This is a genomic window from Shewanella sp. BF02_Schw, assembly GCF_014596695.2.
In the GTDB taxonomy this organism is placed as follows: Bacteria; Pseudomonadota; Gammaproteobacteria; order Enterobacterales; family Shewanellaceae; genus Shewanella.
In genome coordinates, this window is record NZ_JABKAW020000002.1 from 448,082 (window position 1) to 474,201 (window position 26,120).

Annotated in this window: 18 protein-coding genes, 1 other RNA gene and 3 pseudogenes; 13 read left to right on the top strand and 9 right to left on the bottom strand. The window is 42.2% G+C overall.

Going from position 1 to position 26,120, the window contains the following annotated elements; all coding sequences use genetic code 11:
- Positions 1-7: 7 nt before the first annotated feature.
- From HNW13_RS10370 to HNW13_RS10380, 3 genes are all read left to right on the top strand, one after another.
- Positions 8-910 (top strand): nuclease-related domain-containing protein, encoded by a 903-nt coding sequence (locus HNW13_RS10370; protein WP_192115526.1) that lies wholly within the window; start codon positions 8-10, stop codon positions 908-910.
- A complete protein-coding gene (locus HNW13_RS10375; protein WP_192115524.1) occupies positions 907-2,112 on the top strand; it encodes a hypothetical protein in 1,206 nt (401 codons plus the stop codon). Before HNW13_RS10370 ends, HNW13_RS10375 begins: the two co-directional genes overlap by 4 nt.
- A 188-nt stretch (positions 2,113-2,300) precedes the next feature.
- A complete protein-coding gene (locus tag HNW13_RS10380; protein ID WP_243756240.1) occupies positions 2,301-3,146 on the top strand; it encodes a DUF3644 domain-containing protein in 846 nt (281 codons plus the stop codon).
- A gap of 26 nt (positions 3,147-3,172) precedes the next feature.
- On the opposite strand, the gene istB is transcribed toward HNW13_RS10380, so the two are convergent.
- Positions 3,173-3,940: an IS21-like element helper ATPase IstB gene (istB, locus tag HNW13_RS10385; RefSeq protein WP_192114610.1), complete on the bottom strand. Its 768-nt coding sequence runs from the start codon at positions 3,938-3,940 to the stop codon at positions 3,173-3,175.
- Positions 3,933-5,432: an IS21 family transposase gene (istA, locus tag HNW13_RS10390; protein ID WP_192114609.1), complete on the bottom strand. Its 1,500-nt coding sequence runs from the start codon at positions 5,430-5,432 to the stop codon at positions 3,933-3,935. The genes istB and istA overlap by 8 nt, the downstream gene beginning before the upstream one ends.
- A 94-nt stretch (positions 5,433-5,526) precedes the next feature.
- Here istA and HNW13_RS10395 point away from each other — a divergent pair, with 94 nt between their 5' ends.
- The 4 genes and pseudogenes from HNW13_RS10395 to HNW13_RS10410 all read left to right on the top strand — a co-directional run bounded on the left by HNW13_RS10395 (position 5,527) and on the right by HNW13_RS10410 (position 8,371).
- A complete protein-coding gene (locus HNW13_RS10395) occupies positions 5,527-6,219 on the top strand; it encodes a DUF3644 domain-containing protein (protein ID WP_192115522.1) in 693 nt (230 codons plus the stop codon).
- Between the two features lie 495 nt (positions 6,220-6,714).
- Positions 6,715-7,038, top strand: a pseudogene (locus HNW13_RS10400) (transposase); the annotation flags it as partial.
- A 148-nt stretch (positions 7,039-7,186) separates the two neighbouring features.
- Positions 7,187-7,609: pseudogene (locus HNW13_RS10405) on the top strand (transposase); the annotation flags it as partial.
- A gap of 69 nt (positions 7,610-7,678) precedes the next feature.
- Positions 7,679-8,371, top strand: coding sequence for a transposase (locus HNW13_RS10410; protein ID WP_192115519.1), 693 nt, complete (start codon positions 7,679-7,681; stop codon positions 8,369-8,371).
- Positions 8,372-8,895: 524 nt separating this feature from the next.
- On the opposite strand, the gene HNW13_RS10415 is transcribed toward HNW13_RS10410, so the two are convergent.
- Positions 8,896-9,309 (bottom strand): hypothetical protein, encoded by a 414-nt coding sequence (locus HNW13_RS10415; RefSeq protein WP_192115517.1) that lies wholly within the window; start codon positions 9,307-9,309, stop codon positions 8,896-8,898.
- A 724-nt stretch (positions 9,310-10,033) separates the two neighbouring features.
- On the opposite strand from HNW13_RS10415, the pseudogene HNW13_RS10420 reads away from it, so the two are divergent.
- Positions 10,034-10,485, top strand: a pseudogene (locus HNW13_RS10420) (IS4 family transposase); the annotation flags it as partial.
- A gap of 628 nt (positions 10,486-11,113) precedes the next feature.
- Here HNW13_RS10420 and gcvP read toward each other — a convergent pair.
- The 6 genes from gcvP to HNW13_RS10450 form a co-directional block, all read right to left on the bottom strand.
- Positions 11,114-14,002, bottom strand: coding sequence for an aminomethyl-transferring glycine dehydrogenase (gene gcvP / locus HNW13_RS10425; RefSeq protein WP_192115515.1), 2,889 nt, complete (start codon positions 14,000-14,002; stop codon positions 11,114-11,116).
- A gap of 175 nt (positions 14,003-14,177) precedes the next feature.
- Positions 14,178-14,567: a glycine cleavage system protein GcvH gene (gene gcvH, locus HNW13_RS10430; protein ID WP_101086035.1), complete on the bottom strand. Its 390-nt coding sequence runs from the start codon at positions 14,565-14,567 to the stop codon at positions 14,178-14,180.
- A gap of 82 nt (positions 14,568-14,649) precedes the next feature.
- Complete coding sequence (gcvT, locus tag HNW13_RS10435; protein WP_192115513.1) at positions 14,650-15,744, bottom strand: glycine cleavage system aminomethyltransferase GcvT; 1,095 nt, start codon at positions 15,742-15,744, stop codon at positions 14,650-14,652.
- A gap of 235 nt (positions 15,745-15,979) precedes the next feature.
- Positions 15,980-17,200 (bottom strand): FAD-dependent oxidoreductase, encoded by a 1,221-nt coding sequence (locus HNW13_RS10440; RefSeq protein ID WP_192115511.1) that lies wholly within the window; start codon positions 17,198-17,200, stop codon positions 15,980-15,982.
- Between the two features lie 24 nt (positions 17,201-17,224).
- Positions 17,225-18,499, bottom strand: a complete 1,275-nt coding sequence (gene ubiH, locus HNW13_RS10445) for a 2-octaprenyl-6-methoxyphenyl hydroxylase (protein ID WP_192115509.1) — start codon at positions 18,497-18,499, stop codon at positions 17,225-17,227.
- A gap of 28 nt (positions 18,500-18,527) precedes the next feature.
- A complete protein-coding gene (locus HNW13_RS10450) occupies positions 18,528-19,103 on the bottom strand; it encodes a UPF0149 family protein (RefSeq protein WP_101086039.1) in 576 nt (191 codons plus the stop codon).
- A gap of 212 nt (positions 19,104-19,315) precedes the next feature.
- On the opposite strand from HNW13_RS10450, the gene HNW13_RS10455 reads away from it, so the two are divergent.
- From HNW13_RS10455 to HNW13_RS10475, 5 genes are all read left to right on the top strand, one after another.
- Positions 19,316-19,615: a cell division protein ZapA gene (locus tag HNW13_RS10455; RefSeq protein WP_101086040.1), complete on the top strand. Its 300-nt coding sequence runs from the start codon at positions 19,316-19,318 to the stop codon at positions 19,613-19,615.
- Between the two features lie 52 nt (positions 19,616-19,667).
- A non-coding RNA gene (ssrS, locus tag HNW13_RS10460) (6S RNA) lies at positions 19,668-19,849 on the top strand.
- 331 nt (positions 19,850-20,180) lie between these two features.
- Entirely contained in the window at positions 20,181-21,638 is a 1,458-nt protein-coding gene (locus HNW13_RS10465; protein ID WP_192115507.1) for a glycerophosphodiester phosphodiesterase family protein, read from the top strand.
- A 51-nt stretch (positions 21,639-21,689) separates the two neighbouring features.
- Complete coding sequence (locus HNW13_RS10470; RefSeq protein WP_192115505.1) at positions 21,690-24,152, top strand: carboxypeptidase-like regulatory domain-containing protein; 2,463 nt, start codon at positions 21,690-21,692, stop codon at positions 24,150-24,152.
- Between the two features lie 69 nt (positions 24,153-24,221).
- On the top strand, positions 24,222-26,114 hold the full coding sequence (locus HNW13_RS10475) for a hypothetical protein (RefSeq protein ID WP_192115502.1): 1,893 nt from the start codon (positions 24,222-24,224) through the stop codon (positions 26,112-26,114).
- The last annotated feature ends 6 nt before the right edge of the window (positions 26,115-26,120 follow it).

Sequence of the window (26,120 nt, forward strand, 5' to 3'; positions counted from 1 at the left end):
GACGACAATGACAAGCTTGTTTACCAATGTATTCGCCACCATCATCTTACTTTCGGGCATGTTTTTGATGGTGTTGATTATGCACCTAATGCTTAAATACCGTGACCACACGGTAAAACTACCTGTCGATCGTGAACAACTTCAACGTATCCCAGCTTTTGGCTTACAACAACAAATTCAAGACTTACAGTTTGATCTAATCGCTGGCCTAACAATGGCCGTTATTGTAGTGACGTTTCCGTTCGCCTACGAAAGTATCGTTCAGCATATTAGCGACAGCTCATTCCCAACTGCTTTCGCCCCGATAGTCATCATAGGCCTAGGATATTACGGACACAAAACGTGGAAAAACTTTTCCAAACTCACCAAATTACGCCTAGGCCACACGGCAGAAATCGCTACTGCCAATGAGCTAATCGGCTTACAAGCTTTGGGCTATCAAGTGTTTCACGACATACAAGCCGACGGCTTTAACATCGACCATTTAGCCATAGGAAAAAATGGCGTATTCGCAATCGAAACCAAAGGCCGCCACAAGCGCAAACGCGACAGTAAATCGACTAGCGCAACCCAAGGTAAAGACTACCAACTATTTTATAAAGATGGCCGCTTATGCTTCCCATCGTGGACTGAAACCAAACCAATAGAACAAGCCGAACGCCAAGCAAAATGGGTCAGCCAATGGCTCACTAAAGCCACCGGCCAACAGGTATTCTCCAGCCCAGTATTAGTATTCCCCGGCTGGTATGTCACCAGCCAAACTCGACCACCGTTCCCCATCCTAAATCATAAGCAGTTGGTCAAAACCATACCAGCCGTCCGAACCCAAACACTTAGCCAACAACAAGTCGATGCGATTGTGTACCAAGTGGCGCAGAGATGTTTAAGTAAGAGCGAGGTGGGGAAATGATGAAAGATAAATCTAACTCTACTAGTAAAGTAAAAGGATATATTTGTATGAAAAAAATACGACAAGCATTGTTAATATTAATACCTTTAATGTTGTTATTTTCTTGTAACTATAAAAAAACAATGACACCAGAAGAAGAACAGCAAGTTATAAGTCTACAGCAAGAATTACAAAAAATAGATAATGAGATAAGCATAGCAACAAGTGAAATAGCAGAATATTCAGGAGGGTTAATCAAAGCGACTAAAGAAGTACGCCAAGAAACTTTAAAGTTAACTCGAGATATAATAAATCAAAGAATTCAAAGCATAGAATCTGGTGCAAAAGTTACGATAACAGTTCCAGTTACTCAACCATCTGAAGAAATAGCCGCTAGCTTAATAACGGAAATTGAACATGCTAAGTCACAATTACTTTTAGCAAAAGATAAAGCTGAAAGTTATAGCGGTGGTTTATTAGCTGCACTAAGCTTATCTACTGTGGCAACCCAAGAACAAACTCTTGCATTACTGGAACAGAAGTATCTGATATCAAAATATGGTCTAAGCTTTTCACTTCATCAAACTGTAGCGGACAGTTCATCGGCATCCCAATTATCAACGTCAAATAAACCTGAATTAAAAAATACAGCAACAGAAATTACTCCAAACATAGAAAATGAAACTATGTTGATTGCTGATGGACCGTTTGGTTTGGCTATGGGAATGACAAAAGATATGTTCAATGGAAGATTAGCTCAGGCAGGTAATGGTATTTACTTATTAAAAAAGCCTCCTGTGCCACATCCTGAATTTGAAACATATGCTGTAAAAATATCTGCAAAATCTGGATTATGTTGGATAAAAGGTGTAGGAAAAAATATTGAGACCAATAGATATGGTTTACAAATTAAAAGTGCTTTTGATGAATTTGAAACAAAGCTAAATCAGCGATATGGCTTAAACAAACGTAATGACTTTCTGATGCCAGGATCATTATGGAAAGAACCTGAAGATTGGATGATGGGATTAAAGAAATCTGACCGTTACTTAATGACCATTTGGAAAGGTAGTGATAAACCATTACCCAATGACTTATCATCTATAGCATTAATAGCTCAAGCCGATTCTACTAATTCTGGCTATTTGGCGCTTGAGTATAGCTTCTCCAATAAAGATGTTTGTGATAAAGAAATTGATCAGCAAAATGATGCAGGTCTCTAAATATATTGAGCTAGGGCAATCTTAAATCGAAAGGGAAAGTTTAGATCTTTCTCTTTAATTAATAAAACACTGTAAAGAACAATTAGGCCAAAACAGAATTTTTTCGATTTAGCCTACATGAGACTGTAGTTGTGTTTGCAGTTACAAGGTTTTCTTTTTCCTACTAATTACTCTTTTAAGGAGGTATTTTGTACATAGATGTGAATTGGTCGTTTTCAGAGGCGATGGAACAGATTAATAAATCTTATAAGCCTGGAGGCCAATTTTCAGGACCTGCTCGCAACCAAGCTATTGAACAATGGGGGCAATTAGTTGGGAGACATAAAGCTTATTTAGAACTATATAGTGCTCTTAAAGAATGTGGTTCTAAAACAAATTTTTATTCAACATACAAAATGAGTTCCGGTATTTTTGAAAGAATCTCAAGTTTTTTTTCGAGTTTGCCGGAAAACATTCCGCAAAAAAAAAGAGTTGCTAATAAGTATGAAAAAGTGGACTTAGCTTATACATTTTTAGTGAATAAAGAACGTACTGGTGAGTCATTTAGCATTGAAGATCTAGCAAAAGCTACAAATTGGAAGATAGAAACTTGTAGAACCTACCCAACAAAAAGATGGCATCAATATATTGAAAGAATAAATAAAGATTATACCAGCTCTGGCTTTGCATATATGAGTTTGGAAGAATTCAGAGCCGTACATAGCCAAAAACTTCAAGAAACAACAAATTTATCTTCTCGTGGAATACTTTTAGATAAAGCTAAAGAGTTTGCATTACTTGCAGTATCAACATACAACAACCCTTTTACTCAATATAAAACATTTGGCTTTATCGTTAATATTGTTATTGCTTACACTGCTTTGTTTCATGCGATATTTACAAGTAAAGGAATAAATTTCAATTATTTAGATAGCAATGGAAACCCTAAAATTATTGATGGCGAGGAGAAAGCTTGGGAATTAATTAAGTGCTGTAAGCACTATTGGTTAGACTCTGGAAAAGCAGAAATTGCAAATATTGAATTCATGTGTTAGACGTCAACTAGCTTGTCCTATGCGCGTCAATTAAGTTGGCCGCTTTTGTCGTTTAATTTCATAGCTTGTTTTTTACGGTAACTATCTCCTTCAAGTCGGTAAATTTCAGCATGATGCACCAGCCTGTCTATCACAGCTACCGTCATCATATTGTCGCCAAAGATACTGTCCCAGTCACTAAATACCTGGTTCGTCGTTATCACCAAGCTATTGCGCTCATATCGATGTGCGATGAGTTCAAATAGAACCTGACTTTCACTGTCGCTCTTTTTTACATAGCCAATGTCATCCAAAATCAGTAGCTCATATTTATCGAGTTTTTTAAGCGCATCTTCTAGTCCTAAACCTTGTCGCGCTTTCTGTAGATGCTGCACCATGGCGGTTCCTGTTGTGAATTTAACTCGAACAGATTGCTCTATAAGGGCATAGCCTAACGCGGCGGCTAGGTGTGTTTTCCCCAGACCGCTTGCACCAAATAACAGTATGTTGTGGCCTTGCCTCAACCACCCGAGCTCACTGGCTTTATGCTTGATTTGAACGGCACTAATCCCTGTCACTTCACTAAAATCGTACTGTGATAGTTGTTTCCCTATGGGTAATTGGCTGTCTTTCAGTAAGCGCTTTAGGCGTATTTCTTGTCGGTGTGAGGCCTCTATTTCACATAACTGAGCGAGAAATAGCTCAGGCCCCCATTGCTCCTTCACCGCTTTTAGCGCGATATCAGGCCAAGCTTTTGCTATCGCGGGTAATCGTAACTCTTGTAATAATATAGGTAAGCTCAGTGGGTTAGCCATTGCGCCCTCCTAACAGTACGTCGTAACTTGAAACGCTATGTTGTTGACGATTAATCATGGGGGTAAATAGCGTATCAGGCCTGAAAACGCGTCGACATTCATCTATCGTTACCGCTTTTCCTGCTTCAAATGCGCTGAGAACGAAGCGGCCCAATGCAGCCTCACAATCATAGTTGGCAGCGATGACCAGTAAATCGACCATATAATGACAATCTGTATCAGTCACACCATCACGGGTGAGTGCCTGCCATAACTGCCAAAAATCGCCTTTAGGTATAAGGTCGTCTCTAAGTTGTGATGCTTTAAACGCATTGCGCTTCTTAGCCAATGCGTGGATAAGGTGCTGATAGTCTATTGAGCGGCCACGTGCTGCGCCTTGCGTGTGTATTCGCGCTAAGGTTAATGTGATTTCATGTCCATAGAAGAGGACGATGCGGTCATCATAAATGTGCGCCAGTAAGGTCACGCCAATGAGCCGTGATGGCACGGAATACGTCACACGCTTAATGGAAATCGTGCTGCTGGATGTCACTTTGACGTACTGCTCACAAAAGTCATTCGTTCGACGGACGGGTAAGGCGGACAAGTACGCGCACTCCTCAATGTAACGCGTGTGACATTGACGATTTATTTTAGCGACGATGGCATCGATGAATGCTCGGTATTGCTTTAAATCCAGGAAGTCACGGCTTTCGCGCAATAGCAATTGCTGCGCTATCTTTCGCTTTAGATGCCCATTAGGGCCTTCAATTGCGCCATTTTCATGGGCTATACCTTTATTGTTTCGAGTGGCTTTTACACCGTAATGCTGACATAACTTGGTGTAGCGCTCTGTGAGGACTTCTGCTTGTGTGTGGTTTTTAAAGGCAGCGCTTAAGCTATCTGTGCGGTGGGTTTTGGGTACACCCCCACTTTGCCAAAAGGCATTCTGCAGCCCGGATGACAATGACTCAAAGCTTTCGCCACCCAAGATGACTTCGACGTAAGTCCAGCCACTGAAAACCAAGCGGTAATGATAAAGTTTGTGTTTAAATGCACTGCCAGCGAGGGTGATATTCAATTCATTAGCCCAAGTGTAATCGGAAATCCCCATCGCTCCAGGTGTATGCTGTTGCCTGAAAATCACCTCTTTTTCTGGTCCGTATTTGACTCGCCATGTCTTGATACGGCGTTGTAAAGTCCTAAGTTGCGCGCGATCAAATTGCCCCGGTGCGATTTCTTCGAGTTTTTCAAATAATGTAATGGGTTGTAATGTGGGTTCTTTTTCAAGCAGTGGGACAATATGTTGTTCAAAAAGACCATTAAACGGATCTTTTCGAGTAGCGTATTGACGCGGTAATGGAGGGGGGTTGTGCTGCCCTGAATCAATACGTCTGGCTGTGCGGGATGAAAATCCTGCTTTAGCCGCTGCAGATGATTGAGTCTGTTTAGGTTGATTACGATAAGACATATATAGGTTAACCTGTGATTGATTTATGGTTTTTCCAGGCATATAAATCTCTCAATAATTATGTATGCCTAGAGCTTACCAAAACCGGACAAGCTAGTTGTCGCGAACCGGCCAAGTTAATTGTCGCCTAATATTCATGGTTGGTCTCAGAAATAAAATTGAACATCGAAGTTTACCAGCTATCGATTTAGCTGTAGCAGGTGAATGTCAATCAACTCTTTCAAATTTCGAAAACATACTGGTTGAAGAGTTTGGTGATGAATACTCATTATGTGCAAATCTTGCAATAGCGATGCAATTAACAAGAATATCGGAACAAGCTCAAATTCAAGCAATGAAACAGCTTCAAAGAGAAAACTACCGAGTAGTTCGTGAGTATATGGAAACATTTAAGAATGACTTAAGTGAGGAGGTTTTTCAAAGCCAACAATACCGATTAAGGGCATTTTTAGTCCCAAAACTTGGTAATCATGCAAAAACTTCAGATCTTGCAATCGACTTTGTAAATGTTGCAGGACTTAGTGAGGAACAGCTAAAATTTTACGAACAAGGAATAGCTTTCATTAAGGGAGTTGAATCACCTTACAAGCTAAAACCAGGAAAGGTAGTGACACTTATCGAAGAGGTTTTTCCTAATTTTAACATGAGTATGCACACTCGATGTTGGAAGTATTTTGATGCGAGACCGCAAGAAGTTAACTCAAATTTTAAAGGTGAGTTTTCAGCATTTATAGAAGGTTTTGATCATTATCTTTATACAAAAAAATGGGTGGAACATCTTAAAACGGTAATGAGGGATAAAGAATTAGTTGAAAAAATCAGAGCGTAAAAAAGCCAATGAGGTTGTAATTGTGAAGCTGTCGATGCAGCTTTTTACAACAGCAACACCGCATCAGGCAAAATCGAAAGCTTTGACGTGGAGTTGAAGCTGCTTTATCTAAAGCCATAATTTAATACAGAATAAGTTGGGTCACGGAATAAGTGGGTCAGACCCTGACGAATCCCCAAAAAAAGAACTGAATAAATAAAGAGATAAGTAAAAAAGAAAGGAACATTCATGGCATTTGGTGATCAAATTTATCGCCAAACAAAAATTACCACGAGTAAATGCCATGAATGCGAAACACGTTTTATCAAAATGCCTCTCACTTGCCCCCCCTATTAACGCACAAAACACACAAAATTCGCCGCTTTAGTTTGTTTGCTGCCATTGAAAGCTCAATGAACGGAAATAAATGGGGTCAGAAATAAATGGGGTCAGAGTAAACTTAAATTTCTTAGCTATACTCTCTAGTTCAAGTCACTTTGCAAATGGATCTTGCACATGCCTAGAAAACCTAGAGTATCCCCTATCGGTATTCCTCAACATGTTATTCAACGGGGAAATAATCGCCAAGCTTGCTTCACATCCGAACAAGATTTCAAAGCCTATGCTGGTTGGCTAAAAGAATACTCACGTAAATTTCATGTTGAAATTCACGCGTGGGTATTTATGACAAATCATGTTCATTTGCTTTGCACTCCTCAAAAAGCGAATGCTGTTAGCCTTATGATGCAATCACTTGGCAGACAATATGTGAGGTATTTTAATTACACGTACAAACGTACTGGTACACTTTGGGAAGGCCGTTTCAAGTCTTGCTTAGTAATAAGTGGGGTCATAATAAGTGGGGTCATAATAAGTGGGGTCATAATAAGTGGGGTCAGAGTAAACTTATAATAAGTGGGGTCAGAGTAAACTTAAATTTCTTAGCTATACTCTCTAGTTCAAGTCACTTTGAACATGGAAGTTACACATGCCAAGATCCCCAAGAATTTGCCCCATCGGCATTCCTCAACATGTTATTCAGCGGGGCAATAATCGCCACGTTTGCTTCACGTCTGAACAAGACTTTAAAGCCTATGCTGGATGGCTAAAAGAGTATTCACGTAAATTTCATGTTGATGTTAACGCGTGGATATTCATGACAAATCATGTTCATTTGCTTTGCACTCCTCAAAAAGCGAATGCTGTTAGCCTTATGATGCAATCACTTGGCAGACAATATGTGAGGTATTTTAATTACACGTACAAACGTACCGGTACACTTTGGGAAGGCCGTTTCAAGTCTTGCTTAGTGCAAACCGAAGAGTACTTAATCCAACTATATCGTTATATTGAACTCAACCCTGTAAGAGCAAATATGGTTAATGACCCTGCTGAATATGAAAATAAATGGGGTCAGAGTAAACTTAAAATTGTCAGCTATACTCTTTAACTCAAGTCACTTTGCAAATGGATCTTGCACATGCCTAGAAAACCTAGAGTCTGCCCCATAGGTATTCCTCAACACGTTATTCAGCGAGGTAATAATCGCCATGCTTGCTTCACGTCTGAACAAGATTTCAGAGCCTATGCAGGCTGGCTAAAAGAATACTCACGTAAATTTCATGTCGATATTCACGCGTGGGTATTTATGACAAATCATGTTCATTTGCTTTGTACTCCTCAAAAAGCGAATGCTGTTAGCCTTATGATGCAATCACTTGGTAGACAATATGTGAGGTATTTTAATTACACATACAAACGTACCGGGACACTTTGGGAAGGTCGTTTCAAGTCTTGCTTAGTGCAAACTGAAGAGTACTTAATCCAACTATATCGTTATATTGAACTCAACCCTGTAAGAGCAAATATGGTTAATGACCCTGCTGATTATGTATGGTCAAGCTATCAAATCAATGCCCTAGGTAAGACCTCCCAGCTTTGTACTCCACATCAGGTTTACCTTTCAATAAGCAACGACTCTCAAGCAAGGCAATCATCTTATCGAGCCCTATTTCAGCATCAATTAGATGCAAAAATGATTAGCGATATTCGTCAAGCAACCAATAAAAGCATGGTAATCGGTAGCGACACATTTAGAGACCAAATAGAAAAACTAACAGGTAAAAGTATGCATCCAAAGAAAATGGGACGCCCTTTTAAGGTAATAGAATAAAGTTTACTCTGACCCCACTTATCGACCCCACTTATCTAATTATGTATGGTCAAGCTATCATATCGACCCCACTTATCTAATTATGTATGGTCAAGCTATCATATCGACCCCACTTATCTAATTATGTATGGTCAAGCTATCAAATCAATGCCCTAGGTAAGACCTCCCAGCTTTGTACTCCACATCAGGTTTACCTTTCAATAAGCAACGACTCTCAAGCAAGGCAATCATCTTATCGAGCCCTATTTCAGCATCAATTAGATGCAAAAATGATTAGCGATATTCGTCAAGCAACCAATAAAAACATGGTAATCGGTAGCGACACATTTAGAGACCAAATAGAAAACTAACAGGTAAAAGTATGCATCCAAAGAAAATGGGACGCCCTTTTAAGGTAATAGAATAAAGTTTACTCTGACCCCACTTATCTAAGAGTCTGACCCCATTTATCAAGGTTTAATCAAGGATCCACAAGCATGATATTAAATTAGTGGGGATCCCTCAGGCTCAGCCACCACTTCCCTTTATACATCAGTGGTAAGAGAGCCTTTCAATTGAGTATCGAATGTGCCACCTAATGCTTTACAGTCAATATCATTTGGTGAATCCCATGTCACAGCCGTGCCACGTACAACAGGTCTGATAAATTGCCATGGCCAAAAACCGAAACGATGACCACCGTTGTAGTCAATAATTGCATCAGCACCTAAGGATTGTGCTTGTTTCACTATTATTGGCAGGACGCTATTAATATTTCCATATCCATTTTTTGCATACTTTAACTGACTAATAACGGTGTATTTTATATCTGATGAAGGCACTCCAGATATCAGGCAGATGGGATTGCTGTGGGATATAGATTGATTGGCAACGATACTTGTGTTCGAAGCACATGATGTCAGCAGTACCAGACCGGTTAAGAGTATTAGCTTATGCATTAATTGAAATCCTTTCATTTAATTTAATTTAATTTGAAGCGCGCTAGTCTATCTGTTTTGGGTATGAATGACATCATAGACCGAGGTCAATTAAATAAGTGGGCAGAGTCTGAGGGATCCCACTTATTTAATAATGCTTTACACACGAGCTGAAGATAGCCAGTTCGTGCACCTTGCTGCGACGATACTATAACTTGATATATTTTAGCACTTGCCTTTTTTGGCTTGGCCAGGAGGACAATGGGTTCCATTGTTATTTGAGCTGTCATCAACGATAACTTTAGGTCCAGATACTCTTACTGAAGGTCCTATTAATTCGCACCCAGCGAGAAAAACGAGTAATACTAGAGGGAGTAATTTAACTATTTTCATTATTTGTTCCAATTTGAATATGCAGCTTGAGGGGGGATGAGCGACTTCATTTAAAGTCCATTCGTCTTTTAGTTCGCCTTTTAGTTTGGCACACTCTTTGTCGCTGCCAACTTCCGAATCACAATCAGTTCAAAGTCGCATATGTGGTAATGCTAAAAGTATACCTGCTAAGACCAAGCAGCTTATGCTAAGAATTAAAATCAAGCCAGCCATTTTGAATAAATGGGGGTTAGAGTCTGAGAAATCTCAAAAAAAACAATAAAAATAATGAGATAGGTTAACAATTGAGGGACATTCATGGCATTTGGTGATCAAATTTATCGCCAAGCAAAAATTACCACGAGTAAATGCCATGAATGCAAAACACGTTTTATCAAAATGCCTCTCACTTGTCCCCCCGCCCCCGTTAACGTAAAAAACGCACAAAACACTCCGCTTTAGTTTGTTTGCTGCCATTGAAAGCTCAATGAACGGTGGCTCGCTTTCTATCACAGGACTTGGCCGTGATATTGAAAGTAAAGCCATGAAAAAAATAAGATTAAGCGTGTTGATAGGCTCTGTAGTAATGCAAATCTTTATCGTGAAATCGAGTGTGTCTATACCCGCATGACACATTTGTTAGTGGGTAAAATGAAGCAACCAATCATTCATATCAATTGGTCAGATCTTGATGACCGTAAGCAGCATTTTCTCATTCGAGCATCTTTGGCGGCTCAATGGCGCTCATTGACACTTTATGAAGAAATACATCCGCTAAACAAAAAAGAGAAGCCTAAAACCCATCTACTATTTCTGAAAAAACTTAATCATATCCTCATGCCATTTATAGGTTTTAATGTCATACCATTTATAGGTTTTAATGCTTTTCCATTTATAGGTTTTAGTGTTTATCTCAAGTATCGTAGTAGCTGTTAACTATAGTTAAATAAACTGTATGACACTAAATACCTAGGCCAACACCTGGATTCCGGCTCAAAAGCATTGCCGGAATGACGTAAATATAAACAATACCGCTATGAGGTGTGTTTAGAACTCTTCTGGTGTGACACAAACAAAAAAGCGACCTTTCGGTCGCTTTTAAATTCTAAAACTTCAAATGAAGCTAACTATTCCATAATTGCGTCGCTGGCGATGATAAGACAATGAAGTTTGAGGTTTTCGCCGCGGAGTTGACTGGTGTCAAACTCCTTATTTCGAGCTATTGTAAAACTACAATTGAAGCGTAAATAGCGTTACTGCCGAGAGTAAAACAAAAAAGCGACCTTGCGGTCGCTTTTAAATATTTGGAGCTCAATTGAAGCCCACTACCACCATAATTGCGTCGCTGGCGAAGCTAGTACAAGGCGAACCGAAGGCTCTAGCGCGGAGTTGACTGTTGTCAATGAGCACTGGAGCCGAGGTTCAACGCCGTAATAGCGAGACTAAGCAGCAATTATTCGTAGTCTGATAGAGGGACGCATGCACACATAAGGTTGCGATCCCCATACACATCATCGATACGATTAACCGTTGGCCAAAACTTATTGGCTTTAACCGCTGCCGTTGGGAACACGGCTACTTCACGACTGTACGGACGTGAATCAAACTCTGGGTCCATAATATCCGCTAGGGTGTGAGGTGCATTATGCAGTGGGTTATTGTCCACTGGCCACTCGCCTGCTTCTACCTTGGTAATTTCACCGCGAATAGAAATCATCGCTTCGATGAAACGGTCTAGCTCAACCTTAGACTCAGATTCAGTAGGCTCAATCATCAACGTACCCGCTACCGGGAAGCTCATGGTTGGTGAATGGAAACCATAGTCGTTTAGACGCTTAGCGATATCCATTTCGGTTACGCCTGAGGTTTCTTTTAATGGGCGTAAATCGATAATACATTCATGGGCAACACGGTCGTTACGGCCAGTAAATAATACTGGGTAATGAGGCAGTAGCTTTTTCATGATGTAGTTAGCGTTTAAAAGCGCAGTTTGGGTTGATTGCTTAACCCCTTTAGTGCCCAACAACTTAATGTACATCCAGCTGATTGGCAAAATGCTGGCGCTACCATAAGGTGCGGCAGATACGGCGCCGTTATGGTCGCTTTCGCGGCCTGGCTTAATCACTACGTGGCCTGCTACAAATGGCGCAAGGTGTGCTTTAACACCAATAGGGCCCATACCTGGACCACCACCGCCGTGCGGGATAGCAAAGGTTTTGTGTAAGTTAAGGTGCGATACATCTGCGCCGATAAAGCCTGGTGATGTTAAGCCAACCTGTGCGTTCATGTTTGCGCCGTCTAGGTACACTTGACCGCCATATTGATGGACGATTTCGCATACTTCGCGGATTGATTCTTCATACACACCGTGAGTCGATGGGTACGTGATCATGATGCATGAAAGGCTGTCTGCTAGTTCGGCTGCTTTAGTGCGTAAGTCTTCTAAATCAATGTTACCTTGCTTGTCGCAAGCAGTAACCACTACCTTCATACCAGCAAGTTGTGCCGATGCTGGGTTGGTGCCGTGAGCTGATTGTGGGATTAAGCAAATGTTACGGTGCGCGTCGCCACGAGACTCGTGGTATTTCTTAATCGCTAATAAGCCAGCGTACTCGCCTTGTGCACCAGAGTTTGGCTGAATACACACAGAATCGTAACCGGTGATTTTAACTAAAAACTCAGACAGTTCGTTAATTAACTGGGTGTAACCTTGTGCCTGATCTAGCGGGCAGAATGGGTGCATGTTAGCAAATTCTGGCCAGCTTACTGGTAGCATTTCCACTGCTGCGTTGAGTTTCATGGTGCATGAACCTAACGAGATCATTGAGTGGTTTAAGGCTAAATCTTTGTTTTCGAGACGCTTGATATAACGCATCATCTCGGTTTCGCTTTGGTAGCGATTAAACGTTGGATGAGTTAATACCGCATCTTGACGTACTAGCGCATCTGGAATTGACTGGCTGCCATTAGCAACGATGTCGGCATCAAGTGCTGCAACATCTAAGCCGTGGCCTGCGCCTAGGATAACGTCAAACAAGTCTGCGATGTCTGTACGGATAGTGGTTTCATCTAAGCTGATACCAAACACGCCGTCTGCATCTATACGTAAGTTAACTTGCGCAGCTATGGCGCGGGCATTAATGGCGGCAACGTCGGCACCTTTAACACTGATGGTGTCGAACCAAGTGGTGTTAGCTAAGGTTAAGCCTTTTGCTGTTAAGCCTGCCGCTAAAATGTCGGCTAAACGGTTAATGCGTGATGCTATGGTTTTTAAGCCTTGTGGGCCGTGGAATACCGCATAAAACGACGCCATGTTGGCTAATAAAATTTGCGCGGTACAAATGTTTGAGTTGGCTTTTTCGCGGCGAATATGTTGCTCGCGCGTTTGCATGGCCATACGTAATGCACTGTTGCCGCGGGTGTCTTTTGAGACACCAATGATACGGCCTGGCATTGAACGCTTGTGTTCGTCACGGGCAACAAAGAATGCTGCGTGTGGTCCGCCGTATCCCATTGGTACGCCAAAACGTTGTGCACTACCAAATACTACGTCTGCGCCCATAGCGCCCGGTGATTTAAGTAACATTAACGACATGATGTCGGCTGCTACTGTAACAATAACTTTGTTGTCGCGAAGCGTGGCAAATAGCTCAGTGTAATCGGTAATTTGGCCAATACGGTTGGTGTACTGGAACAAGGCACCAAATAACTCGTAATTTACCGCTTCACTTGCTGGGCCGACTACGACTTCAAAACCAAAACATTCAGCGCGGGTTTTCACTACGTCGAGTGTTTGTGGGAATACGTCGTCGGCAACAAAGAAGATGTTGGCTTTTTTGGCTTTAGATACGCGCTTGGCAAGTGCCATGGCTTCTGCCGCGGCGGTTGCTTCGTCCAGCAATGAGGCAGATGCAAGGTCAAGACCGGTTAGGTCCATTGACACTTGTTGGAAGTTTAAGATTGCTTCTAAACGGCCCTGGGCGATTTCTGGCTGATATGGAGTATAAGCAGTGTACCAACCTGGATTTTCGAACACGTTACGCAAAATAACATTTGGCACTTGCACGCCGTAGTAACCCATACCGATATAGCTTTTAAAGACTTTGTTTTTGTCTGCTATGTTGCGGATATAGGCGATACCTTCGGCTTCGCCACACGAGTCACCGATGGTGAGGTCTTGTGGTAAACGGATTTTGCCAGGAACGGTTTGCGCGGTTAAGTCTTCTAACGACTCTGCACCAATGAAGTTGAGCATTTCTTGTTGCTGCTCAGCACTTGGGCCAATGTGGCGTGTTAAAAATAACTCGTGTTGTTCTAGTTGTGTCAGGGTTTGCTTGGTCATGTTAAACCTTGTTCCAAATCGACCAGTTATGGCGGTAGGGCACAGAACTGGATTAGGGTGAAAATGGGTAATACGTGAATAACCTGTTTAGGGTTTATTATGTTGCGCGCTCGTCATTGTTTTTAGCTGCACATAACAAAGAAGCTCCCGAGGGAGCTTCCTGCGTCATTGGCGCTTATTCTTGGTCAATCACTTCTTGGTAACCGTCTGCATCTAATAATGCATCAACTTCTGATTCGTCAGAAGGCATAACACGGAAGAACCAACCGTCACCAAATGCGTCGCTGTTAACACGCTCTGGCGAATCTTCTAAAGATTCGTTTACGGCAATCACTTCACCAGAAATAGGTGCATAGATGTCTGATGCCGCTTTAACTGATTCAGCCACTGCGCAGTCTTCACCGGCTGTGACTGTGTCGCCAACTTCTGGCAATTCTACGAATACCATATCGCCTAATAGCTCTTGAGCATGCTCAGTGATACCTACTGTGTAGCTACCGTCTGATTCTTTACGGATCCATTCGTGTGAAGATGCATATTTCAAGTCTGCTGGAATAGTGCTCATTATCGTTGTTCCTTAATCTGATGTTCTAATACTTAACAAATAAATTCTTTTTAGGTAAAGCACAACTCATTTTATTGAGTCGTTAGAAAGCTTGCTTACCGTTACGTACAAAACTTGGAGCGATGACTTTTACGTTAACACGCTTTTTACGCATTTCAACTTCAGCTACAGCACCAATGCCATTAGGCACACGGGCCATGGCAATAGAATAGCCTAATGTTGGCGAAAACGAACCGCTAGTGATCACACCTTGATGCTCAACACCGCTTGCGTCGGTAAAAAATACTGCCATATCGTGGCGTAATACGCCCTTTTCTTCCATGACTAAACCGACTAATTTGTCTGTGCCAGCCGCTTTAATGGCGGTAAGTGCATCACGGCCAATAAAGTCACGCTCGCTTGGCTCCCACGCTACTGTCCAGCCCATATTAGCGGCTAATGGATTAATTGACTCGTCCATGTCTTGACCGTATAGGTTCATGCCCGCTTCTAAGCGTAATGTGTCACGTGCACCTAAACCACATGGTTTAACGCCTGCATCTAGTAGTGCTTGCCATAAGGCTTCGGCTTCGGCTTCTGGAACAATAATTTCGTAGCCCGCTTCGCCGGTGTAACCGGTGGTAGCAATAAATAAGCTGGCTGATTGCACACCAAAGAATGGCTTCATGCCTTCAACGGCAGCATTTTGCTCGGTGCTAAATACTGTAGCTGCTTTGGCTTTAGCATTAGGACCTTGCACGGCAATCATCGCAAGCTCTGGACGTTCAGTCACAACAACATCAAATGCTGCGGCTTGTTTGTTGATCCAGGCGAGGTCTTTGTCGCGAGTAGCGGAGTTAACCACCACGCGGTAATGGGTGTCGGTTAAGTAGTAGGTAATAAGGTCGTCGATGATGCCAGCGTTTTCGTCTAGCATTCCGCCGTAAAGGGCTTTACCAGGTACGGTAAGTTTGGCGACATCGTTAGCAAGTAACTTACGTAAGAAGGCACAAGCATCGCTGCCGGTAACGTCAACTACGGTCATGTGCGACACGTCGAACATGCCTGCGTCTTGACGTACTGCGTGATGTTCTTCGATTTGAGAGCCGTAGTTAATCGGCATTTCCCAACCGTGGAAATCAACCATTTTGGCTTTAGATTCTAAATGCTTGTTAAAAAGTACAGTCTTGCTAGCCATTATTATCCCTTTTTTTGGGCCTTTAATTAGGTCTTAATCTAATGTAGGTATTTGATAAAATGCGAACAAAATTATACTCCGCAGACCTAATTTGTATACAAAAAATTTTTCTAATCCGAGTCCGGTCGCATTAGTTTAGCTAATCTATTGTTGTAATTTTTTTACATAATCTTTTACAATAAAAACGCCAATTTAACTGTGTAGACTGATATTAAACAAGTTTCTACATTAGCTATTATGAAATTGGCTCACGACAAAGTTTAGGTAATGTCATTTTGTTACCCATAGCCTGTTTGATGAACACTGTTTTCAGCCCAGCGACATTATCAACTAGGGTTAGGCCTATGTCGCGCATGGCTTTTTTAAGCGGATTGCTGCCGGCAAACAGTCTTTTAAAGCCTTCCATGGTGGCAATCATCTCCATCGCCTCTGCTTTACGCCAACGTTCAAGGGCTCGTAAGTGGCTATATTCGCCTAAATCTTTACCTTGCTCATGCAGTTCGGTAAAGGTTTCGATGATACTGGCGGCGTCTAAAAAACCTAAGTTAACCCCCTGGCCAGCTAACGGATGAATGGTATGAGCTGCATCACCTGCCAGTACTAATCGATGGCGGGCAAAGTGGCGCGCATAGCGCATCCGTATCGGAAATGATTGACGCTCGCTGATCACCTGGCACATGCCTAAACGGCCATCTAGCGCGGCAGTTAACGCTTTGCCAAATTCTATATCGTCTAATGCTAACAATTGTTCGGCTTGGTCGGGCGATACCGACCAGACGATAGAACATAAATTGTCGTCATACAATGGCAACATAGCTAATGGACCACCGGGTAAAAAGGCTTGTCTGGCGGTGGCGTCGTGAGCGAGTTCGGTGCGCACAGTCGCGACAATAGCATGGTGGCCGTAGTCCCAAAATGTTAGCGGAATACTGCATTGTTGGCGCACCCAAGAGTTGGCGCCGTCGGCGGCAACCACTACGGCGGCACTGACATTGTCGCCATTGGCTAGGGTTAGCCAAGCTTCGCGCTCGCCAAAGGCTACGCGCTCAAGACGCTGGTTTTCAATATAGGTAATGTTGCTTATTTCGCTGGCACGTTTGGCAAGGGCATAACTGATGGCATCGTTTTCTATGATCGAGCCTAAATAGGCTTCGCTGATGCTGTGAGCGTCGAACTCAATTTTGCCTAGGCCGTCTTTATCCCACACCGACATTTTTTGGTAAGGGCTAACACGGCTGTCGTCGAGGTATTGCCACGCGCCGAGGTTTTCGAGTAATTGCTGACTGGCTTTGTTAATCGCACTAACGCGTAATTTAGGCTCGCCACTGACCGCTTGGGTTGTGCCAGCATCGATCACCACCACATTAAGGTCGGCATTGGCTAAACCGATTGCGGTTGCAAGCCCAACCATACCACCGCCGACGATGGCAACATCATAAGTTTTAGTTGAAAACATGGTCAATCCTTACCTTAAAATGAGTTAACGCCAGCCCATGGCGGTTTGCACTACGGGGCGTTTTAACGGCGGTAGCCAAGACAATAAACGCAAACCGATATTGCGTCCGGCAACTAACGGCCAATATTGATTGGAAAAGCCACGCACTAAAAATTCGATGTTGTTGAGTGTGTTGTCGCGATCGGCTTGGCGAGCGGCTAAATATTGATGCACGATAGCGCTGCTGCCGAGGTCAACTTCGGTTGCGGTGTTGCTGCTAAAGGCGTGTTCAAGCACCTTGAGTAGCCCTACTACATCACGTAAACCTAGGTTAAAGCCTTGTCCGGCAATAGGGTGTAACGTTTGCGCGGCGTTACCGATAAATATACAACGATGGTAAATCGGCCTTGGCATGTACGATAACGTGAGTGGATAACTGACCCGCTGCCCCACATCGATAAAGCGGCCGACACGATGGCCAAATGCTTGTTGTAATTCCACTAAAAACTCAGCTTTATCTGCATTTTTTAATGCATCAGCTTTGGCTGGCGGTAATGCCCATACCAGTGAATATCGCGCTTGAGTGGAAGGTGTAGATGGCACTGACGTCATCGGTAACAGTGCTAATGGGCCGGTTTGGGTAAAGCGCTCATAAGCCCAGTGTTGATGCGGTTGGTCGGTAATGACATTGGCAACGACCGCCGTTTGATCAAAATTAACTTGCTCAGTAGGCTGCTGTAAATGTTGACGCACAACCGAGTTAGCGCCATCTGCGGCCACCAGCAACTGACAATGCAGCTGAGTGCCATTATCTAATGTTAATAAGTGACCGTCTGTTTGGGCTTGTAAATCAGTGACTTTGGCAGGACAAAAAACGCTGACAGATGACTTAGCCAGTTCGTCGAATAACACGTTACCCACTCGAGCTAATTCAACCACCTGCCCTAATGCATCTAAGCCTAATGGTTTAGCGTTGAGTTCGGTCATGCCAAAGTGGCCACGATCAGACACATGAATATTTTCGATCGCGGTGCCAAGATGCTGCAACTTAGGCCAAATGCCTAAACGAGTCAGTTCGAAAATAGAACCGTGCGCAATGGCGATAGAGCGGGCATCAAAACCGGGGTGATTGTTGTTGGCAACATGGGCTTCGATTAATGCAATACGCAGCGGGCGCGCTAAAGTGGCAGATGATAACGTAGCAGATAGTGTGGCAGATAACTTAGCTAACCCTAGGGCTAACGTGGCACCTGCCATGGCGCCACCCACTATGGCAATATCAACGACGAGTGGCTCGGTAGAAGTGTGTGCTGTGGTCATACGCTGCGTTGCTGCCTATACCAAAATGTTAGTGAAAAGTAGAATGCTCATCGGTGTCATTCAAAGGCATGTCTAAGCCAAACTCTGAATAACATAAAATAGCTGACATTCTGACAAACTCTTGCAGTTCTTCGTAGGCAACTTCTGATTCTTCGTCATCACCGACATCAAATTCTACTTGAGCGATATCGGCAAGGTCTTTAATTACCTCACGCACATCGGTTGACGCTTTGTTTAGCTCTGGTTGAATAATGGCAATGCCCGTTAAAAAACTTTGGGTCCATAAGGCTAACGCTTCAACGCGATCGCTCAGCGGCGCTTCTTCTTCTGGTAATAAAAGAGTAAAGCCAAATTCGAAATCGACTAAGCGGGTCACGGTGTCTTGATACAAATCGCTGATCAGCTGTTGTAAGTTTGGTTCTAGCGGTTGACCGTCGTTCATTAACTCAACTAACGGCTTGAGCCAGGCTAAATTTTCTTGCTTTACACCACCACAAATAATCCCAACAAGCGCCCCGTGCACTTCTACTGGATGCTGGCCGACTTCAGCGTAATCTAAGGCCTGTTTTAGTTTTTCGATACATAATGAAGGTGGGATTGCCATGGTAAATTCCTAAAAGCGCTATATCTGCTTCAATGCTAGCAGAGTTACTATGATGCTCCAAATGCTAGTGTGTATTGTGCCCAAATAATGCCTAGACTGAAGCGGATTTGTTCACACAAACAGCAAATAGTTAAAAAGGGATGCTGTTGCCTTGCTCTTTTAAATTCAGCCCTATATAGTTCGCGAACTGACTAAGGATCTGAGGCAACATTATGAGTAACAGTGCTGTTGACATTACCCTATTAGGGCGCACCTACTCTATCGCATGTCCAAAAGGACGCGAAGATGCATTGCGGACTGTTGCCAGAGAAGTTGAAAACCAACTGACAACCTTAAAGTCGCGTACTAATAATTTAAGCCGTGAAGAGTTAGCCATTATGGCGGCGCTGAACATTGGCAATGAATTGTATGAAGAAAAACAAAAAAACAAACAATATATGGCGCAAATGGATGAGCGTATTTCTTTGTTACAGTCAACGTTGGAAACATCGTTGGTTGAACGAAGCCGCTAGGAAGGCTAAACTAAGATTTCAGAACTAAGCATTGCTTAATTCTACCCTGTTTTGCTCCCTGGGATATTTGCTCGTTGGTTAAGTCCCTGTGCCGATAATTACAAACCCAGGGTGAATGCTTTCGTTAACATTGTGCATGCTCGGATTATACCGAGAAGCCTTAGGAGATGAACATTTACCCGCCTTGAACCTACGGTTCAAGGGCTGCGCCGGCAGCGGTATTTTGGGGAGCATTCTAATTTTATGATGAACACTCTTTAAGAAGTGTTCATCATACCTCTGCAATATTCTATTATTTGTTACCTTGATTTAGCCATAAACATTTATGCCTGCTCATATATCAGTCTCATTGATATAAAAGATAACAACCATTTGCTGCGTTAATGTGCCTTAAATTGAAAAATCTGAATGGTGCTGGACTGAATCTGAAACTAATCAGGTTTTGATAAGACATCCTCGTTCACATTTTGATGTTTGAATTAAGTTTACTTTAATCCATAAGGTTGTTTTACCGGGTTCATTAATGTATAAAACATTAAATATTAATAACTTGTAAATATGGATTATGACAAGTCGTGTCGTCGCCCCCTATTTTTACAGCATCATTATGGCTGTACTACTGCTGACTTTAGCAGGCTGTAAATCCACCCCAACGCCTTCACCTAAGCCTGTTAATATTGTTCCCACTGAGTTATCTCATTTACCAACTGATGCTGCTACCCAAGGCTTGAATATTATTGATACTCAGCTGAGCCTGGGCGACCGTAATTTATATCTCGCCAATAATGGCAATATCAAAATGCTGTCTACTGCCGAATGTCGATTAGACATATCAGCTCATCGGGGCGATTTTCGGCAGCCAGAAAGCAGTGCCAATGCCATTGCAGCGGCGTTAAATGATAATTTTAACAGTGTTGAAATTGACGTAATGCTACTCAAAGATGGTACTTGGGTTAATCATCACGATAGTCAGACCGGTCGCGCGACGGTGTATTACACCGGTGAACGCTTCAAACTAAACCGTATGAACTTTCAAGAGTTTGCTAATCTCAAACTGCGAGACAAGCAAAGTAACCATTTACTGGATCAACGCCCTATTGCTGCTGTTGAAGCCTTTAAAACCTTTGCTGTATATCGCAATCACAATCAACAACTGAATGTAGAAATTAAGTCTGACACCAACGGCCAAAAACTCGTTGAACTCGATAATATGCTCAGAAAATATATTGGTTTAGGTGGTTTTTATTATTCAGCCGCAGACCAAGACACACTCTATAAACTGCGAGGTATTAACCCTTCAGTTTATTTAGGCTTTATTCAAGGTGGACACCCGACTAGCATTGAAAAATTAACGGCTGATTTGCGTAAAGGCGTAAAAAACGATACTTATTATTTAGATAATAAAAATAAGCTTGAGCTAGTGGGTCGATACGGAACTAAGCGTTATCGTTCACGTTATAAAGATTATACGGCAAAATCCTCACTTTCTGAATTACAGAGAAAACTGGGTAAAAACTCTGGGCTCCACCTAGATATCCGTAGCTTTATGCAACATGCCAACGTTAAATATCATGCACATCAACTCGGAATGAAAGTGTATACCTATTCGCTCAATGGTAGCGAGTATCATCAATCACAGCTCATCACATTAACCACAGATCAACTTCCTGATGGCGCTATTGTCGATGCGACACCTTACAAAATTTGCCAACGTCTATTCAATGCTGCTTTGCCAGTTAAACGTTATCAGCCATTGAGCCATCTTGGTCGCTATATTGCGTCTTTACCGCAAGATGCTGACTTTGATCGTTTTGCCGAAATGCGTGGCTATCAAAACGAAGGTTACTATCTATCATTAGACTCTGGCCTTGCTGCCATCAACGCGACTCCCGTTAAAGTAGTGCCAAACACTATTCCTACTCCGTTGTTAGAACATGGTTTTCCTACTATCACTGATGAAAAAATTGATAACAATACAGGTGATACAATCATTTTAAGGTTGCCTGCACGCCAAGCTAAATAGCGATTAAATAACGACATAAAGATAAAAAGACGATGGTTGATAAAGATTAATATGACTGAAAATAACAAAAGTCCATTTGCAACAAATCTGCTTAACAGCGCTCCTACACAAAAAAAAATGCAATCCGCGGTAAAAGAGCTGGAAAAAGTACAAAAAAGTCAGCAATCAACCGCTAAAAAAGTAGAAAAGCAGCAAGCAGTTGAAGCCCAAATAAATAAAACGGGCCAACCCTTCTGGTGGATGTTGTTGATGTTCATTTGCTCGCTAGTGTATTTGTTCCCTGAAGCGGTATTTAATGCAGCGTTGACCGATGTTGCTGGAGGACGAAACTCCAGCATAGAAGACTTACGAACAGTAGAGCTATTTGGCCGAACAATCAGTGGAATAGGCGTTACGTTACTGTTAGCTGATTTATTATTAAAGGGTAAAAGAGTCGCTAACGTTACGCGCGCTTTAGGTTACTTTGCACTCATTGCGGTACTTGTGTGGCCAACGGTATTTTTTGGACAAAAATGGTTAGTCGATCATTTTATTATTGACGCTTCAACGCCTGAAGAACGCCAGCAAGCTTATTTATCGCAGTTACTCCGTAGTGCGTTAATTGAAAACTCAATCACATTCGAAGGTATTGAGTATGATCCCAATAAAGCACACAGTGCTATCGAAAAAACCTTTTTATCGGTATTTGGTGGATTAGTTTACGCTGACGACAAATTAGTCGACGATTTAAAGGACAAAAAGCGTTTGATAATGGAAAAGTTTGTTCGCGATCGAGCCATGTCTCGGTTTGACGAACACTATGGCCATTATGATAATTTCCGCAAAACACTGCGCAATAAATACACTGAGTATGCCTCGGGTTCAAATCAATATAACCAAGCCTTAGCCAGTGTACAAACTCGGTCGGATTCGTACTGGTTAGACACCCAAAATCAAGTTAAGCAAGGGTGGGAACAATACCAAAAAGGCACCAAAGCTTATGAAGCTAGGGTGGAGTCGCGAGCTCAAAAAATTGCTCCAAAACTGTATGACTATTTTGAACGTCGTAATAAATGCGCAGAAAAGAAAAGTGGTAGTAGTAAGGATAGATGTTTCGAGCGATTACAAAAAGGCTATGACAAAGAAATAGCCAAGTACGGTATTCCTTATATTCCTCCAGATGATTGGTTAATTCGCGAAGAGATTTCAACTTCAGAAAACGTCGGTAATTCTATTATCTCCGGGATTATGACTTTAGGTCTATTCACGGCCATGCAAGCAGCTGATGCCGTAACCGGCGGTGATGCAGGCTTTAAAGATCATCGCATGGTGTATACCAACGATGTGAATCATTACAAACGCGTGTTGATGGTAAAAATGGCGCCTGATTTTGCTAAGGAGTCGGGGGGCTACTCTCTAGGCATTAACTCAATCCATGAGTTTAGAGTACATGAGCTGACCAGTATAAAAGTTAATAAGAAGCTGAAACAAAAAGGCTTATCTTTATCTCCTTCTTGGTCAATCACCGATCGCAACAGCTTTGATATCGCTGTCGCTAAAAAAGTGCGTCAACAGGCTGATGCCGAGTGGCGCTCAAAAATGAAAGCTAAGGGTAGCGATATGCCACCGAATTTGAGCTGGCAAACCTTTCAACAGCAAAGCGATATTCAACAACGTATTAAACGAGAAATGAAAGAGTTGTACGTTAATCCTACGCTAGCCGATTGGAATAATCGCGAGTTTAAGCAACATATTATTGAGCCCAATATAAAACGTAAAACCACTGAATACCTCAATGTGCTCGAAGCTCAACTAGTTGAGTTTGCCGATGGCGGTGCGTTTGAATCAACAGGTAAATCGGCATTACGTTCAACTATTATTCCGCCAATTTCTATGGCGATTAGCTTAGCATTAGTGTTACTTACCGTATTAAAGCTACCGATGAAAGCGGTCGAACTAGTACAAGCTAAACGTGCGTCCTCTGCGCCAAGAGTTAAGCCTAATCGCTTGATAAAACCGGTGATATCAACGGTGTTATTAGCGTCAATATTTGTGGTTCCGTTATCGATGGGCGGCAACCAATACACTATGCCAGGCTCATCACTGCATTACTTTTTTGATCAAATGGAAAAGAACGATTCCGCCACGGTGTCATATACGCTTAAATGGTTACTTGTGACCTTGCCGATTGTACAACCTGTCGGTTCATCTATTGATCAACGCTTATTAATTACCCAAGGCTTTAATGCCATTAGCGACCCCATTAATCGCTTTGATTTAGCGGTAATGCCAGCACATAAGGCCACTCAACCGGCTAAATCATCACCTACCAATACTGCCCTATTACCCCTAACGATTAAGAGTAATATCGCAAATGCCAACGTGTCTGTGATGAATATTAAGCCCAAATATCAAGCCGGCATGATGCTACCTGCTGGCAATTACGACATTAAAGTCTCTGCTTCAGGACAAGAGCCCATTAGACAATGGATATATTTGCAAGTTGACCAAACGAGTTTCGACATTAATTTTTAATGAGCTGATGCTGTTCGCTGGTGACAGAAACAGCAAAATGAATCACGCATTGTTTATAGGAAGTATTACGTGAGTAAATTAGAACAATTCCAACGATTTATCCGCAGCAACGGTAAAGATCTAACTGGTGTAGACGTACCAGTAATATTAAGTAACGAACAAACAAAACTGCCTCAACTTAAGTTTACTTTTGGGTGGACGATTGAAGTTGGGGTGAGTCAACACGAACATGGCGCCTATTGTCCGAATGGCATTAAATCTGGTAGTGCATCGAATGCGAGGGATTACGCCCACGACAAAGCAAAAGAGTATGCTAGCGGACAAAACTCGTTATTTAACGATCGCTTTTTAAACATTCTTGGGCCTGATATTTCTAGCAATTTTTTGATACGAAATAGAGACTTAAAATCTGCACCAGAAACCTATGTAGGCAGCAAAGTGTGTTACAACTGCAGTGGTTCGGGGTCACAAAGCTGTTCTAATTGCCATGGCTCTGGCAAGAATTCTTGTACCGGTTGTAGTGGCAGCGGCCGCATTAGTGTGTCGCGTTACGACAGCCACAATAATCGCACGGTTTATACTACAGAATCATGCACATCCTGCTGGGGAAGTGGTAAAAAAACCTGTAATACCTGCAGCGGCTCAGGTTCTGTAACCTGTAATACTTGTAATGGTGGTGGTTATCTCTATTACAGTTACACCATTGATGGTGATGCCAAACGTAGCACTAAATGGGCTTATAATAGTAACGACTATCACGAGTGGACCTCTGAATTCGTTAAAAATAATGGTTTAGACTTAGTTTATCATTTGACCGAGATAACTGAAGTTGACGTTGAGGGTACCCTTGATGGTTGTACTTTTATTTATGCTTTTACCGCTAAACTGCCGACGTTACAATTTACCGCGACAGTAGATAAAGTCGATACAACAATGTGTTTTGCAGGTAAGAATGACACTACCCATAATGCCGGTGGTGTTTACGATCCTGCAGTATGGTTTGTGGCGCAGAAATTGACAGGCAATGACCAAGAAACCGACAAAGATGTATTAGCAACACCTGCCATAAAAGACATTATTGAAGCGAACACCACCAATACTCAAATTGCGTTATTAACAGAAAATTGGGTATCAAATGAGATTAACGATGCTGTTATCTCTAACTATCAACACTTAGTCACTACGTTAAAAAAGCAGAGCGTTAAGGGCATTGCCCCAAACATGTTTTTAAGCTTAGTGAAGTACACTTATTTGTTCTTCACGTTAGGGATGTTGATCGCGCTGTTATTTCCTTTATTTGCCGCTGAAACGGGTCATCGCATGAGTGTGACACAAGTGCCAGAATGGATAATGGCATTATTGATGATGAAATTTGGTTTATTTGGACTCCCCGCTTATGTGAACTATGCGTTTGTCTTTGGACTGCTGTGGTTAAGCTATAAGAGCGTAAAGAAGTGGTATTGGAAAAATATCGGTAAAACCAAAATCTGGTTATTGGCGATTAGCATCACACTATTATTACCACATATCGGCCTTTCATCTTATTACAATACGTTAGAGCTACTTAGACACTCACCCACCATCGCTAGCACCTTAGTGAGTGGCTCGCTATTAGTCGGTGTTTACTTACTTATTTTTGGGGTGAAAAAACCTAAAAGATGGTATGGGAAATTGTTTGGTTTATTGGCTGGGCTGGGAATTTACTGCGCCATTCAATATGGGCTTTACGTGATAAATCCAACGTATGGTTTTGTGGTAGATCATACTCATTATGCCCGTGAGGTGACGAAACTATTAACATCTGCCTTGGATTTTATGAAGCACAATGTATTTGAGTGGGGCTTGTTATCGATTAGCTTTACTTATTTTTTAACCCGTAGACGTTTTTGGTTAAAAGCAAAAACAATGGTGGCGGATTACGATAGCCCAGTGCTACTAAAATCAATGAATATGGATAAATAGTGTTAC